Here is a 14,706-nt window from a genome sequence, read left to right as displayed (position 1 = left end):
TATTCATACTATTTTTAATTATTTAATATTCTACTTTAATTTTAGTAGTAAAATAAGCTTATGTAAGCGCGATCAATAATTTCTAAAAAATCAAGCAATAAAAAAATCCCAGCCATAGGGTTAGGGATAAGTGTTGAAACTTTGCATTCAAGAATGCATTGTTTGATTTTAAACTATAGTTGTTAGATCAATGAGATTTAGAGTTGGGAGCTACCCAACACAGATAATATAGCACGAATAAAAATAAAAGACAAGGAGAAATTAAAATTTATGGCGTATCAATCAGTTGTTATTACCCCCCCAACATACAAAACTAACACTAATTACTAATTTTCATGTTTTGTTCAAATAATAATACTGATCCATTTAAACTTAAAATTTAACCTTCCAATTTATGATGGATTTTTTGTAATTTAGTTTCGATCGCATCCGTATGGCCTGTGCGAATATCCGCATTTAAAGAAACATAAGCCCTAATATTCTTATCAGTTAAAGTTTGTACTGCTTTTTGGACAGTCGCCATCACTTCCGACCATTCGCCTTCAATTTCGGTTCCCATGGCCGTAGTCTTATAAGTTAAACCAGAATCCTCAATTACACCGATGATATCATCTACATAACTACTGAGATGTTCGCCCACTCCAAGTGGTGCAATCGCTACTGAAACTAAAGTATTCATCTTAACTCACACTTTCTTAAATAATTAATCATGATCAATATTAGCTTATACTTAAATTGTTTTTAAGTAAAATATGACTCTTACAAAGTATAGTACTTCATCATCATTTTAATATTTTCCACCAAAATAATAAACCAGCTACTGTTGGTAAAGTAACCCACCATGGTATATTAACTGTAAGGTAAATATGCCGTCCACCATCAGAATCAACTTTATTTTGATAAACAAAAATTTTTTTCATCATTATTTTATTTTCCTTAATTTTAATTAAAGCAGCAATTAAATATAACTAATCAAATATCAGAATTAATTATATAACTAATTTGCAAAAAGTTAAATCATAATTGATTTAAAAAATTGCTTTTCAATATTATTTAATTTGAACTATTCATAAAGATCGCTGATTTACTTTATGATGAAAAAATTTTGAACCCAAAAAACAGATAATCGCCAGATATTAATCTTCCAACTAATTATCTATTTTTCTTAATTTTTAGGAACTATAAATTCCGTATATTTACCCAAAGTTTTATCTGTTCGATCTGAAATTAACGTTATATCTTTTAAATCTAAAGCATGAACCGTTGAAAATTTATGAAATTTACTACTATCACAAAGTATGTAGGTTTTACGAGAATGTGCGCTAATAATTCGCTTTTTCTCAGCTTCATTAATATTAGGAGTTGTCACTCCTTTATCTAGGTCAACTCCATTAGCACCTAAAAAGGCGCAATCAAAAAATAAATTTTCTAAATTAGCATTAGTCAAACTACCACTTAATGAAGAGATGACTGGATTATAATTGCCACCTAAAACAATAATTTTAGCAACTATCTTATTTGAAATATTAAATACCGTGGTATTAGTCGTATAAATAGTTATTTCTTTATTAATTACTTCATTCAATAATAAAGCATTATTAGAACCAGAATCAATATAAACACTATCACCAGTGGAAATTTGCTGTGCTGCCAATTTAGCAATTAAAGTTTTTTGTTCAATATTCAATGCTGTCTTGCGCACAATAGATAATTCTCCCGAATTATCAAGACGTCATAATAACAGTAATGTTTTAGCTTTTGGTGCGCGGGTGATTGGTAGTGAGTTAGCAAAAATGATCGTTAAGTCTTGGCTTGACGCCCAATATGAAGGCGGTCGTCATCAACGAAGAGTTGATGAGTTAAGCGTTGAAGATCAAAGAAATAACGAACTTTTTCAACAAACCGTTAATTCAACTGCTAAAAAATATCAAGACTAATCAAAACAAAAAACTTTATGCTAAAGTAAATTGATATACTTAACATAAAGTTTTTTTATTTTGGAGTTTTTAATATGACAAATCAGAGCAAAGTTTCAATTAGAGATATCGCTAAATTAAGCGGTGTTTCTGTATCCACGGTATCTAGAGTCATCAATAATAACGGGCGTTTTTCTGAAGCTACTCGACAAAAAGTTCTTCAAACTATTCAAAAATACCACTACCAAACTAACACCGCTGCTAAAACCTTACGCATGAAAAAATCCAATACAATCGGTATTTTAGTTCCTGATTTAACTAATTCTTTTTTTGCCGACTTAGTAGAAAACATTGAACAAACTCTATTTAACAATAACTATGCTACCGTAATTTGTGACACTAACAAAAATTCTCAACGCGAAGATACCTATTTAGAAATGTTAGAAGCTAAACTAGTTGATGATGTGATTATGATTTCTGGTCAAGCTTTGGAAAAAAACACCAATTTGAACACTTCAATGCCTACAGTTTACATTGACCGCAATGCAAACACTGAAAATATTTATGTTGGTTCTGATAACGAACAAGGTGCCCATTTGGCTACTAAAAAATTAATTCAAGCTGGCACCATTCCTATTATGTTAACTTCATCCAATCAAAAAATTTCTTCTAATAATGCACGTATCGAAGGTTATCGCAAAGAAATGTTACAGAACAATTTTGGTAAAAACAAGCAGACTATCATTGATATCCAGACAAATCGTAATGAAATCAAGCAACGAGGCATTGAAATCCGCGGTATTTTGCGTCAACTAATAGCAAAACAACCTTTACCGTTAGGCATTTTTGCCATTAGTGATACGATTGCTGCCGAAGTTATCTTAGCTGCCCATGAACTCAACTTAAATATTCCTCAAGATTTGAAAATCATTGGCTTTGATGATGCTCCGATTGCCCGTTATTGTTATCCGCAATTAACAACGATCAAACAAAACACCGCAGCCATCGCTCAAAATGCTAGCAACTATTTATTACAACTAATTCAAGGTAAATTAGATAATTCCGATATTACCAAAATTGTTGATGTTCAATTGATTGAACGAGGAACTGTTTAAATTGTAAGATTATTAATCCGTCTCATTCTTCCTACTAAAATGATTAACAACATTAGTATAAACTTTTGCCGTAATTCCATAGATTATTCCGTAATAGGCAGCCACTAATACTATCAGCGTCGATGAAATAATGGCAAGTAATTTAAAGCTATAAACAAAGAACACTACTAAGACGTTTTTGATTGCTGGTAATGCAAAAAGTAAATTCATAATAGCCCCAACTAACGGCAACAGAAACAACAATAAAATTTGACTATGAATAGCCTTTTTAGTTTCTAATTTACTCAGTCCTACTTCTTGCATAATCAAAAAACGTTTTTGATCAGCATAACCTTCTGACAATTGTTTATAATAAATCAGTAGTGCCATGACAATAATCATACTTAAACTAATCAAACCACCAACAAACAAGACGCTGCCTACTAACGAATTCATATATTGTTCCATTTGTACTTTAGCTGAATATTTATCGCTATCCAATTTTAGTAGTGACGGTATCTGGCTTGCAAATTTTAATTTCTGATTTTGTGTTCCTTGAATATTTTGTCCTTGAACATATAACCAAGGTTGGGGATTAATTTGATGTGCTACTTGCTGATTAGCTGTAATAATAAAAATGGGGCGATAAATTGAACGCTGATAGCTAAATCCTAACTTAAATTGCGAAATAATTTTAACCTGATAGCGTTGATGATTGAAATCCAAAGACTGCTTTAAAGCTAAATGATCAGCCGAATATACTAAAATTTGGTGCTTTTTTAAATGCAAGTCAGTTTTTTGAATTCTATTATAATCACTAACACTGATTGTACTGACTTGATAAATAAGATCCAGACCACCAGCCATTGGACGTAATTGTCCATCTTTAATCACGGATGGTATTGGAATAGTCATTTGCATTTGCTCTGGTTGTTGCAAATTAATTTGATTTTGATTAGCCGCCTGACGCAACATCCGCTGCTGTTGGTGCGAAAAAGGATGCTGTTGAACCATCATTAAATCGGCGGGATTATACGTACTAATCATTTTTTCCTTGCCCAAATAAAGTCCTGTACTGCCAACTAAACTAACTAGAATAGCACTACACAACAAACAGATAGATGCCAAGCTTAACGCGTTTTGTTTCATTCGATATAATAATCCAGACAATGCAATAAAGTGCTTAGGTTGATAATAAAAATGTGGTCGTTGCTGTAAAAAATTTAATAACCAAATGCTGGAAACTAAAAAGACCAAGTAAATTCCCACAACAACCAATACTACTGCCAATAAAAATTGGGAAAATGCAACAGCCGTAGGTTTTGTTTTAACAGCTAGATAGTAACCCACCACTAAGAGCAACACACCTAAGCTACCTAATAAGCCATTGCTTTTAGGCTTAGTTTCAACCTGATTAGTTTGTTGCCACAAAACTACTGGTTGTAATTTACGAATTTGCCAAAAGTCACTGAGTAATAACCACAAAAATAGCAAACTAAAAATGACAATAACGGCTAACAAACCAGTTTGCGAAAATTGTTCAATAATCGCTTTGGTTTGGAGCAGACTACATAAAATTAAGAAAAATAACTTATTAAACACTAAGCCACTAACTAAACCACCTACTAAACTAACAATTAATAAAAAGAAGATTTCGATGGTTAGAATTAAATTCAAATCTTTGGTAGCTAGACCTAACATTTTATATAATGCTAACTCATGAACCTGTTGTTTAATCAAAAAACGATTAACATAAATCATTAAAAATATAGTTAATAAAGTAACAAAAACAGTACCCAAGATCATTAACAAATGGGTCTGTTGGCCTAATGCCAACTTGTTCAAACTAGTATTAAAACAGGTATTCCAAAAAATGTAATTGACGACAACCAAAGTAATACTAGCCAAGATAAACGGTCCGTATTGTTCACGGTGGTGCGTTAATGCATGCCAAGCTAATTTAAAGTGAATCATTGTTGTTCACCTCCAACTAGTAAGGTGGTACTTGCAGTGATTTGTTGTAAATATTGACTAGCTGTTTGACTACCGCGAAAAAGTTCATGAAAAATCAAACCGTCTTTAATAAATAAAACGCGTTTGGAATGACTGGCAGCCAAAGCACTGTGCGTCACCATTAAAATAGTTTGTCCTTTAGCGTTAACTTGTTCAAATAAATCCAACAATAATTCAGAATTATGTGAGTCTAAGGCACCTGTAGGTTCATCAGCTAAAATTAATTGTGGTTGCGTGATTAAAGCCCTGGCTGCTGCCACTCGTTGTTGCTGCCCACCAGATATTTCGTAGGGATAACGCTGCAATAAATCATTAATTTGTAAAGCCTTAGCCAGTGGTTGTAAACGCTGTTGTATAATTTTAGGATCAGTTTTAGCTAGTACCAACGGTAATAAAATATTGTCTTGATTATTAAACGTATTAAGCAGATTAAACTTTTGAAAAACAAAGCCTAAATGTTGTCTACGATATAAAGCGGCTTGATTTTCTGTTAGTTGAGCTAAATTTTGCTCATTTAATTGAATTAAACCACTAGTTGGCTTATCTAAAGTAGCAATCAAATTTAAAAGCGTTGATTTACCAGATCCAGACTCACCCATTATCGCTACATATTCTCCCGATTCAACTGTCAAAGAAATATCTTTCAAAGCTTGTACTTCAACTTGATGCGGTTGTGTAAACTTCTTTTGCACATGCTGTAATTGTAATAAACTCATCGTTTACCCTCCCTAAGTTATTCGATAAGTTTATTTTAAAAAGCTTTCACTTTAACAACAAGTTACAATCTCCGCCGTTAAGTTACAGTTTAGCAACCTCTTTAACTTGATCTAATGGGAAAATCAGACTAACTGTCGTTCCTTGCTGATATTTGGACGATATCGTTAACTGATCGTGAAACTTTTGACTAATTTGTTGTGCCAAATATAACCCCATTCCTGTTGCATTAGGATTATTCCGGCCATTAACTCCAGTAAATCCCGCTTCAAATACGCGTGGCAAGTCACTAGCCACAATTCCAATACCTGAATCAATAACCTTTAAGCAATTGTGTTCCCAAACCAACCTAATTTCACTTTGATTGTCCGAATACTTCCAAGCATTAAAAATTACTTGTTCCAATATTACTTGCAGCCATTTAGCATCTGTCAAAACCTGAACCGTTGGAACTTTAATCCGTGGAAAAATTTGGCGTTGAATAAAAAGCGGCGCAAATTTTTGCAAAACAGCTTCTATAACTTGTGTCAAAAAAATCCAACTAAAATGTAAATCATGTGTTAAATTTAAAAAACGATCATAATCTAACATCGAATCTAATTGTTGCTGAATCAACTTAGTTTGCGTTCGAACTACGGCAGTATTCAGCTGCTCGATAATCTCACTCATTAATAACAGATCTGTAACTGGAACTTTAATTTCATGAGCCCAATGCGTTAGATAATCTTGTTGAGACTGAGCCTTTTGCTTTTGCACCTTTTGGTCAGACTTTACTTGCTGCTGCAAAGTTTGTAATTTGTGCAATAAAAGATAGTTTTCCCAATTACTAACCGATAAATCACGAAACAATTCTGGCTGGGAAAAAACTGTTTGCTGCAACTTTTGACCCCTACGCCACTGATAATAAATTTTCAAACCGCAATAAACCAATACAAGTAGTAAACTAAAGCGAATAAAATCACCCAAAATAATTATCGGTAAATGATACAAAACAAATAAAATACTTAGTAAAATTAACAAGCCACAATAACTCAGTAAGCTTAGCAAGGCCGGTTTAATCAAGAGCCACATTTCTTTTTTATCCATAAGTACACAACCGATAGCCACTACCAGGTTCAGTCACAATATATTGTTGCAAGTCAATTGGTTTCAGTTTACGTCGCAAGCGGCTAAAATTAACTCGCAAAGCTTGCTCATCCAAAAATAGTCCACCCTGCCAAAAAGTCTCCAAAAAGTGTTGCGTAGAAATTACTTGATTAACATTTAAAAATAACAATTGTAAAATATTACCTTCAGTCGGTGACAAACTAACACGTTGCTGGTTAAAAACTACTTCATTTCCTAAAGTGTACAGGGTATAAGGTCCAAACTGTAATTGACCACTTTGAACTTGTTGATCATAAGTCTGTAATCGACGTAACATCGCTTGAACTTTAGCAAGTAAAAGGCTAATCGTAAAAGGCTTAGTAACATAATCATCTCCACCTTCAGCTAGTGCTCGCAACATACTGGTTTCTTGATCAATAGCTGACAAAAATAACAATGGTACTGTCGAGATTTGACGTAACTGTTGCGCCCAATAGAAACCATCAAAATATGGCAAATTAATATCCATAATAACCAAATCTGGCTTTAATTGTTTAAATTCTTCGATAATCTTTTGAAAATCTGAAGCGCCAACTACTTTCAACGACCACTTAGCGAAGTTTTTTATTACGGTTTGCAACAAAGTACTGTCATCATCAATCATCATAATTGTTTGCATCTGGACTGCCTCTCCCCCAAATTTATGCATTAACGTTACAGCTAGCTCTAATTTACCATAAGTTGACTAAAATTAACTCCAGATTAACAAATATCTTTCTTAGAAATTTTTCTGCAAGATTTTTTTGAATTTCACTAAGATATGAAATCTTATAGATATAATTTTATCCGGTAACTCACCCCGAGAGGGGGCTATCATGATTCCAATGATCTTCTTAAACGTTATTGCTCCCTTAATTGTAAGTTGAATCACGCAAACGTTTATTTATTGGTTGAAAAATAAGAACAAATAAAAGTTTTATCACTCAGTCCTGACGATATTACTCAAGCAGTTAAATATATGATTTACCCACCCGAACACGTTACCATTAGTGAGATGCTAATTCATCCAACTAAGCAAAGTGTTTAATTAAAGGCTATTACTTCCTAAATAAAAAACTCTATAATAATTGTAGTACGGTTTTTTGATGTTTTAATTTAGCAATTTAATATAGAAGGAATAATGATGACTCAGACTACTTCCACCGATACTGATATTGGTGATTACTTGAAAACTTTTGCCTGTACAGCAGTCATGCTGCAGTCAATTTTGGCACAAGTCTTACAAACTTACTGTACCAATCCGCAACAAATTGGCATTGGCAGCACTTATAATTTAATTAAATTCACGGCACCAGCTTTCATTTTTGGTATTATTTTTTCGACTGTCAAAAATACACCATCGCAAATTTGGTACCAATATCCGACGTATTTGAAACAACAGTGGCACGCACTCTTTGTCCCCAGTATTTGGTGGACTTTAATTTATTTGATAATCTTCCCTAACGTGCAACAAATCAAACCATATCATCATCTGTCCACTTTTTTGTGGCAAATGATTAACGGCAATGCCGCACCGCATTTATGGTACAACACAATGATGTTGCAATTTATCATCTTAATGCCACTTTTTTGGTGGCTCCAAAAATTTACTCAGCAAAATAAGAAGCGCTCATTTTGGGTATTAGTTATTAGCAGTGTATTGTATGGTGGATGGCTAGTTTTTTATCAGCTAAATGTTTTTCATGGTCCACACCAACATGATTGGTATTTATTAGATCGCCTTTGCTTAAGTTTTTTTATCTATGCAATTTTGGGCGTCTTAACTTGGAATTGGCAAAAACAGATTGCTAAATTTTTACATAAAACTTGGTCATTACTCGAAATCTTGCTGCTTTTAATTTGGCAGTGGACAAACTTTGAATTATTTAGTTACGGTTATCCAATCATGTTGCAAAATGCGCCCTATTATAAATTATCTATGACTTTATATTGTGTCATCGTTATTAGCTTAATCGCAGCATTAGCACTACATCATTTAAATCAGCAAGCCAAAATTTTACCAATCATCCACTTTTTAGCACAATATGCTTATCGCGCTTATTTATCAAACCTTTGCTGGCTTCAAATCATTTGGAAACTACTGGGACGGTGGTTGCGTTATCACAGTAATCTAGCACTAACAATCACTATCGTTTACCTATTAACCTGGTGTTTAGCATTTTTATCGGCCTTTAGCTTACACTGGATTTGGTCACGAATAAAACTAATTTTATCTAAAAAAATCTTTAATCTTTAATTTGAATAACGTTGTTGAATTGTTGCTAAAGCTTGATATTCAGCCTGCAAACTCGGAGTTAAACGAGTATAAATCGAAAACAGCTCTTGATAAATGCCTTGATTAGCAGGATTAGGAACATAGTCGGTCATGGGACCAACAAAACGCTGAGTTTCACTTAAATCGTTAATGATTCCTAAAGATTTCAATGCTATTTCAGCTGCTCCTAGACAAGAAGATTCAAAATTTTGTGGAACACTTATGGGCTGACCCACAATATCTGCTAATAACTGACACCAAAAAGCGGAGCGCACAAAGCCACCAGTAGCGATGATAGAATCTGTTGTCCCTACTAAATCTTCAACCATCAGTAAGACCGTTTTTAGATTATAAATAATTCCTTCTAAAATTGCGCGAATTAAATGAGCTTTGGTATGTAATTGATTTAACCCAAAAAATGATCCACGCGCATCAGCATCCCAAATTGGTGCTCTTTCACCACCCAAAAAGGGATGAAAGATTAAACCACTCGCACCAGCAGGAACCGTAGCAGCCATTTGTGTCAGCAAATCATAAGCATCCAACTCTAACAATTTAGCTGTTGATTTTTCTGCGTCAAACAACTGATCTCGTGCCCATTGAAAAACTACACCACCATTGTTAACCGGACCGCCAACAACAAAATTTTTATTATCTAAAGCATAACAAAATAATCGCCCCTGTTTTTCAAGCAACGGTTGTTGTGTCATTACGCGTACCGCACCAGAGGTTCCAATGGTAATTGCAATTTTATTTGGATCTAATGCTCCTACTCCTAGATTGGATAAAGCTCCATCAAATGCCCCTTGAACAAAAATGGTTTCTTGTGCACAACCAATTTTTTGAGCTAATTGCATTTTCAAACCCTTAAATTGCGTATACGCATCCACCACCGGAGGCAATTGTTCAACTTTTAAACCAGTTAATTGTAAAAGTTCTTTATCCCATTGCTGTTGTTGTAAATTGTATAGACCCGTTCCGCTAGCGATGGAAACATCCATTTGCCACACGCTGCACAAGCGATACAAAACGTATTCCTTAATGCCACAATAATAAGCTGCTTTTTGGTAAATTTCTGGCTTTTGATCCTTGAGCCATAATATTTTGCATAATAGTGACATCGGATGAATGGGAGTTCCCGTCTTTTGGTAGATCAGTTTTCCTAAGTCAGTTTGCTTAATTCTTGTAGCATATTGGCTAGAACGACTATCACCCCAAGTTTGCATGCGCATTAGTGAATGATGTTTTTGATCTAAGGCAATCAAACTTTGATTGGCACTAGAAAAAGCAATTCCTTTCAAAAGCTTAGTTTGTCCATGAAGTCCAGCTACTATTCGCTGTAAAACTTGAATGACAGCCGTTAAGATTTCTTCCTGATCTTCTTCAGCTGCCCCCGCTTCCGTATTATATAACGGATATTTTTGATAAGCTTGTGCCTGAACTTTGCCAGCTTCATTATATAGAATAGCTTTGGTACTAGTCGTACCAATATCAACACCAATTACATAAACCATTCTTTTGTCTCCTTTTATTTGTTGGAACAGCTAAATCTTTTTTAACAATTTCACTATTATAGCCCAAATAATCAACTCTTAACTAAATTAATTCTAGCTAATTCCGAACAAAATTCAATTCCTTAGGACAATAAATTAAATTCTAATCTTAATTGCACTACTTTTTATTTTTGCTTAAAATGATTTTAATATTGAAATTAAAGAAAGCTGGGTCAAAAATTGCACTATCCTAAAGACTTGATTAGCCAAGTTAAAAAAAGAAGTACTGGTTTGCAATTGGAAGGTTTAAATGAAGGTGCTGGTCCGAAAAATCCCATAATCATGATTATTGGTGAAGCACCTGGACGTGATGAAATACAAAGTCATATTCCATTTCACGGTCGTTCCGGTCAAGAATTAATGAAATCACTAGCTTTATTGAATTTAACTCGGCAAGACGTTTACATTACGAGTGTCGTTCGCAGTCGCCCTTATGCCATTAAAAAAACAGTCAGTAAAAAAGAGCAAAAAGTAGTTACCAAATCCCCTAATCGTAAGCCTAATCAAAAAGAAATTTTAGCTCATGCTCCCTTTCTAGATTACGAAATTAATTGGGCTCAACCAAAGATAATTGTCACCGTTGGCAGTACGGCACTGCAACGTTTATTAGGCCAAAAGATCCAAATTAGTCAAGTCCATGGAAAGATTCTGACTCAACAAAAAATTCAACAATTAAATTCAACACAAGACGGTTTTGGGCGGTCCCAAAAACAATACACAATTTTACCTACTTATCATCCGGCGGCTATATTTTATAATCGTCAGTTAACTCCTATCATTAAACAAGATTGGCTAAATTTAAAATCTTATTTAAAATTATAATTAACTGGTCACTTAGCTTCAGTAATTGCTGCTATAATTTTCATAAGAAAGAAATAGAAAGGAATTTTACAATGACTAATAAAATTTACCAATTAAAATCTGCTTTAAATTTAATCCCACATCCTGAAGGCGGTTATTTTCGAGAAACTGCCCGTAGCAAACAATTAATTGCTACTCCTCAAGGCAAGCGTTCACTATATACGTCCATTTTATTTTTACTAACTGAAGATAATCCCTCACACCTGCATCGTCTGAAATCAGATGAAACCTGGTATTATCATGGTGGTTCAGTTCTCAGCGTTCACTGTATTTTTGCCGATGGTTATTATCAAGAAATACAAATTGGTCCTGACGTTACTAAGGGGCAACTATTATCTTACACTGTTCCGCAAAATACAATCTTTGGTTCTAGTGTTAAACATGATTATAGTTTGGTCAGTTGTGTGGTGGCTCCTGGTATGATGATCGTGATTTTGAATTATTTACACAAAAAGAGTTGCTGACCAAATATCCTCAACACACAGCCATCATTCAAAAAATGGCTTATCAAAATCTTAATTCGAAATAAGTATCAATAGCAATAACAAGAATCGCTGAAAAATCATAGAACCTATTAAAAAAGTTGAGAACTTAATTATTAAAAGTTTACACTATTCCCAACAAATTGCTCATAATACAAATCTTGTCGTAATTTGTCGTCATTAAGTACAAACTGTTAATTATTCTCAACTTTTTAAATCAGCATTAAATTCAAAAATCACTTGGCCTACAATCATAAATTAATATTCATTAGTTTTACAATGATCAACCTTAACTTTTTATTATCACTCAGGTTTTGTCTTATTGAACAAGATAGTTTTTACCCGCTCAATCACTATTTCAGCAATTTCAGATTTAGCTAATAAGGGCGTAACTTGCGGAGTTTTTTCAGGTTGAATTAATGTCACTTGGTTGGTATCACTATTAAAACCTACTCCTGGTTTAGAAACATCATTAGCCACAATTAAATCTAAATGTTTTTGCAATAATTTAGTTTGCGCATTAGTAATTAATGATTGCGTTTCGGCAGCAAAACCAACCACCACTTGTTCAGGACGCTTAATTGCAACCACTTGTTTTAAAATATCTGCTGTTTGTTCTAATTCTAATGACCAGCGGCCTGTTTTAGTTTTTTTAACCTTTTGTTCAGCTACTTGCAACGGCCGAAAATCAGCAACTGCAGCCGCCATAATTAAAACATCACTGTTAGTAAAAGCCTGCAAAACAGCCGTCTGCATTTGTTGCGTAGTTACTACTGAAATAAATTCCACCCCGATTGGCGGTGCTAAATTAGTTTTTCCGGATATTAATGTTACCTGTGCTCCTTGTTGTTGCAATACTTGTGCCAACGCATAACCCATTTTTCCTGAAGACTCGTTACCCAAAAACCGAACTGGATCAATTTGTTCACGAGTTCCACCAGCGGTAACAACAACCCGCTTTCCTTTTAGTTCATCATTGGTAAGTACTTTTGCATTGATTGTTGCCATAATTTGCTCTAAAGGAGCGATATGACCTTTACCATTGTAACCTTCAGCCAAAAAACCAATAATTGGTTCAACGATTTCTACATCATCAGCCTTTAAAACTTCCAAATTACGTTGAGTGGCCGGATGAGCTAACATTTGGTTATTCATAGCAGGAACGACAATTTTAGGTGCTTTGGTTGCCAACAAAGCCAAACTAGCCAAATTAGCGGCAGAACCATTAGCCATTTGGGCAATAAAATCTGCACTCGCAGGCATGACCACTGCCAAATCCGTCCATTGTGCTAATTCAACATGTGGCACTTGCATTGTTTCCATCATCTGAAAAGTATCTGTTAAAACTGGGTGCTGGGACAACACTTGAAAGCTTAAAGGAGCAACAAATTTAACTGCGGCTTCAGTCATAACTACTCTCACTTGGGCTTGTTGTTTAATTAAGCACCGAACTAATTCTAGAGCTTTGTAAGCAGCAATACTACCGGTAACATATAACGTGATATTTTTATTTTTTAACATTTTACATTCCTAATTTCTTCTAAATGAAACCTGACGTGAACTACATCACAAAAATAATAGTGATTTTTAATCCAACTTTTTATTAAATTAGCCTTCACTTAATTTTAGCCAAATCAACAGGTAATAATCAACCCCCAAATTATTTATGGTTGAGTTGAATTAAAAATAGTTACACTGAAAGTTTTTCAATGATCTTGTAGGTTGGACTACAACTTGGATAGAGAATTAGGCAATACTCGTGGTTTCAAACCATAAATTACCGCCATAATAATGGCTAATTCATAATTAGCACACAATGAACTACACCGTAACTTTTGAATGATTTCAGCTACAGGCGGCCACTTTTGATGCGTTTTTTGTTCAAAAAATTGTTGAGTAATTTCTATTTGGCGCTGATCAGGCCAAATATACATTAATTCTTCAAAGGGACTCATGAGCTTGGATTCAATCTGTTCTAAGATGCGAATTCGCTCTTTAACAGCCGTTGGCAATTGACTCGCCGGCGAAACCAGCTGGTGTTGATCATTTATCCGCCATGCAATTAAAGATTGCCAAAGCTGCGCTTGTTCATTCACCAACGGCGCAAAATTATTCGCTTGTTGTGTTTTAATATATTCGCCAAGAATTGCAACTAAAATATCTACTTCATATTGATTACTGCTAGGGCTATTTTTTAATTGCCAAACCTCATCGGTCACTGGCAACCATTCGCAATTAATTCGTCGTTCAAAACTACGCTTAATTTCAGTAATTTGTTCCTGCTCTGGAAAAATATACGTCATCAGCGTAAAAGGTTGTAATTGTTCAAATTTAGCAAAAAATGTCATCCGTTTTTGTAAAGAAAGTGGTAATAAACCTTGCGGTGCAATCACAACTCCGCGGTGATCAAGTTGCCAATTATAATCTGAAAGCTTCGATTCTAAAAATTTATTCATCATTTTCATCCTTAATTTTAGAGTTAAGTGTTTCAATAAAATCATACAGTTTTATTGATGATTTTTCATTATTACTTCAATAAAACAGCTAACTTCAATTAAAATATTTTTAATTTTTAAAACTTTTTATCACCATAATATTTAGTAATCATAAATCAAAAGAATATTTCTTACATATTTTAACAAAAAAATGTCAAATAATCTGCTTCAAAGCGGA

The 14,706-nt window shown here is 34.0% G+C and carries 14 protein-coding genes and 1 pseudogene; 5 read left to right on the top strand and 10 right to left on the bottom strand.

Going from position 1 to position 14,706, the window contains the following annotated elements; translation table 11 throughout:
• Positions 1–379: 379 nt before the first annotated feature.
• From AC3B7A_RS08800 to AC3B7A_RS08790, 3 genes are all read right to left on the bottom strand, one after another.
• Positions 380–679, bottom strand: a complete 300-nt coding sequence (locus AC3B7A_RS08800) for an MTH1187 family thiamine-binding protein (protein ID WP_489755726.1) — start codon at positions 677–679, stop codon at positions 380–382.
• Positions 680–782: 103 nt separating this feature from the next.
• A complete protein-coding gene (locus AC3B7A_RS08795; protein ID WP_489755725.1) occupies positions 783–923 on the bottom strand; it encodes a hypothetical protein in 141 nt (46 codons plus the stop codon).
• 242 nt (positions 924–1,165) lie between these two features.
• Complete coding sequence (locus tag AC3B7A_RS08790) at positions 1,166–1,702, bottom strand: DeoR/GlpR family DNA-binding transcription regulator (protein ID WP_489755724.1); 537 nt, start codon at positions 1,700–1,702, stop codon at positions 1,166–1,168.
• On the opposite strand from AC3B7A_RS08790, the gene AC3B7A_RS08785 reads away from it, so the two are divergent.
• Complete coding sequence (locus AC3B7A_RS08785) at positions 1,695–1,937, top strand: RpiB/LacA/LacB family sugar-phosphate isomerase (RefSeq protein WP_489755723.1); 243 nt, start codon at positions 1,695–1,697, stop codon at positions 1,935–1,937. The genes AC3B7A_RS08790 and AC3B7A_RS08785 overlap by 8 nt on opposite strands.
• Positions 1,938–2,011: 74 nt before the next feature.
• A complete protein-coding gene (locus AC3B7A_RS08780; RefSeq protein WP_489755722.1) occupies positions 2,012–3,031 on the top strand; it encodes a LacI family DNA-binding transcriptional regulator in 1,020 nt (339 codons plus the stop codon).
• A gap of 12 nt (positions 3,032–3,043) precedes the next feature.
• Here the strand turns inward: AC3B7A_RS08780 and AC3B7A_RS08775 are convergent, their stop codons facing one another.
• From AC3B7A_RS08775 to AC3B7A_RS08760, 4 genes are all read right to left on the bottom strand, one after another.
• The gene (locus AC3B7A_RS08775; protein WP_489755721.1) at positions 3,044–4,984 is read right to left on the bottom strand and encodes an ABC transporter permease; all 1,941 of its coding nucleotides are present in this window, start codon (positions 4,982–4,984) and stop codon (positions 3,044–3,046) included.
• The gene (locus tag AC3B7A_RS08770; RefSeq protein ID WP_489755720.1) at positions 4,981–5,739 is read right to left on the bottom strand and encodes an ABC transporter ATP-binding protein; all 759 of its coding nucleotides are present in this window, start codon (positions 5,737–5,739) and stop codon (positions 4,981–4,983) included. The genes AC3B7A_RS08775 and AC3B7A_RS08770 overlap by 4 nt, the downstream gene beginning before the upstream one ends.
• An 82-nt stretch (positions 5,740–5,821) precedes the next feature.
• On the bottom strand, positions 5,822–6,823 hold the full coding sequence (locus AC3B7A_RS08765; protein ID WP_489755719.1) for a sensor histidine kinase: 1,002 nt from the start codon (positions 6,821–6,823) through the stop codon (positions 5,822–5,824).
• Positions 6,816–7,502, bottom strand: coding sequence for a response regulator transcription factor (locus tag AC3B7A_RS08760; protein WP_489755718.1), 687 nt, complete (start codon positions 7,500–7,502; stop codon positions 6,816–6,818). The genes AC3B7A_RS08765 and AC3B7A_RS08760 overlap by 8 nt, the downstream gene beginning before the upstream one ends.
• 501 nt (positions 7,503–8,003) lie before the next feature.
• Here AC3B7A_RS08760 and AC3B7A_RS08755 point away from each other — a divergent pair.
• On the top strand, positions 8,004–9,119 hold the full coding sequence (locus AC3B7A_RS08755) for an acyltransferase family protein (RefSeq protein ID WP_489755717.1): 1,116 nt from the start codon (positions 8,004–8,006) through the stop codon (positions 9,117–9,119).
• Here AC3B7A_RS08755 and AC3B7A_RS08750 read toward each other — a convergent pair.
• Positions 9,116–10,651 (bottom strand): gluconokinase, encoded by a 1,536-nt coding sequence (locus AC3B7A_RS08750; protein ID WP_489755716.1) that lies wholly within the window; start codon positions 10,649–10,651, stop codon positions 9,116–9,118. The genes AC3B7A_RS08755 and AC3B7A_RS08750 overlap by 4 nt on opposite strands.
• A 219-nt stretch (positions 10,652–10,870) precedes the next feature.
• On the opposite strand from AC3B7A_RS08750, the gene AC3B7A_RS08745 reads away from it, so the two are divergent.
• Positions 10,871–11,512, top strand: a complete 642-nt coding sequence (locus tag AC3B7A_RS08745) for a uracil-DNA glycosylase (RefSeq protein WP_489755715.1) — start codon at positions 10,871–10,873, stop codon at positions 11,510–11,512.
• A gap of 71 nt (positions 11,513–11,583) precedes the next feature.
• Positions 11,584–12,080: pseudogene (locus AC3B7A_RS08740) on the top strand (cupin domain-containing protein).
• Between the two features lie 256 nt (positions 12,081–12,336).
• Here AC3B7A_RS08740 and coaBC read toward each other — a convergent pair.
• Both coaBC and AC3B7A_RS08730 read right to left on the bottom strand, forming a co-directional pair.
• A complete protein-coding gene (gene coaBC, locus AC3B7A_RS08735; RefSeq protein WP_489755714.1) occupies positions 12,337–13,554 on the bottom strand; it encodes a bifunctional phosphopantothenoylcysteine decarboxylase/phosphopantothenate--cysteine ligase CoaBC in 1,218 nt (405 codons plus the stop codon).
• Between the two features lie 206 nt (positions 13,555–13,760).
• Positions 13,761–14,489, bottom strand: a complete 729-nt coding sequence (locus tag AC3B7A_RS08730; RefSeq protein ID WP_489755713.1) for a hypothetical protein — start codon at positions 14,487–14,489, stop codon at positions 13,761–13,763.
• Between the last annotated feature and the right edge of the window lie 217 nt (positions 14,490–14,706).

This window comes from Bombilactobacillus sp. ESL1202 (assembly GCF_058107125.1).
This window is presented reverse-complemented; position numbering and strand designations above follow the sequence as displayed.

Bases quoted from the DNA above. Each gene is read 5' to 3' on its own strand.
- AC3B7A_RS08800 (WP_489755726.1), bottom strand. From the start codon at position 679: ATGAATACTTTAGTTTCAGTAGCGATTGCACCACTTGGAGTGGGCGAA.
- AC3B7A_RS08795 (WP_489755725.1), bottom strand. From the start codon at position 923: ATGATGAAAAAAATTTTTGTTTATCAAAATAAAGTTGATTCTGATGGT.
- AC3B7A_RS08780 (WP_489755722.1), top strand. From the start codon at position 2,012: ATGACAAATCAGAGCAAAGTTTCAATTAGAGATATCGCTAAATTAAGC.
- AC3B7A_RS08775 (WP_489755721.1), bottom strand. From the start codon at position 4,984: ATGATTCACTTTAAATTAGCTTGGCATGCATTAACGCACCACCGTGAA.
- AC3B7A_RS08770 (WP_489755720.1), bottom strand. From the start codon at position 5,739: ATGAGTTTATTACAATTACAGCATGTGCAAAAGAAGTTTACACAACCG.
- AC3B7A_RS08765 (WP_489755719.1), bottom strand. From the start codon at position 6,823: ATGGATAAAAAAGAAATGTGGCTCTTGATTAAACCGGCCTTGCTAAGC.
- AC3B7A_RS08760 (WP_489755718.1), bottom strand. From the start codon at position 7,502: ATGCAAACAATTATGATGATTGATGATGACAGTACTTTGTTGCAAACC.
- AC3B7A_RS08755 (WP_489755717.1), top strand. From the start codon at position 8,004: ATGATGACTCAGACTACTTCCACCGATACTGATATTGGTGATTACTTG.
- AC3B7A_RS08750 (WP_489755716.1), bottom strand. From the start codon at position 10,651: ATGGTTTATGTAATTGGTGTTGATATTGGTACGACTAGTACCAAAGCT.
- coaBC (WP_489755714.1), bottom strand. From the start codon at position 13,554: ATGTTAAAAAATAAAAATATCACGTTATATGTTACCGGTAGTATTGCT.
- AC3B7A_RS08730 (WP_489755713.1), bottom strand. From the start codon at position 14,489: ATGAATAAATTTTTAGAATCGAAGCTTTCAGATTATAATTGGCAACTT.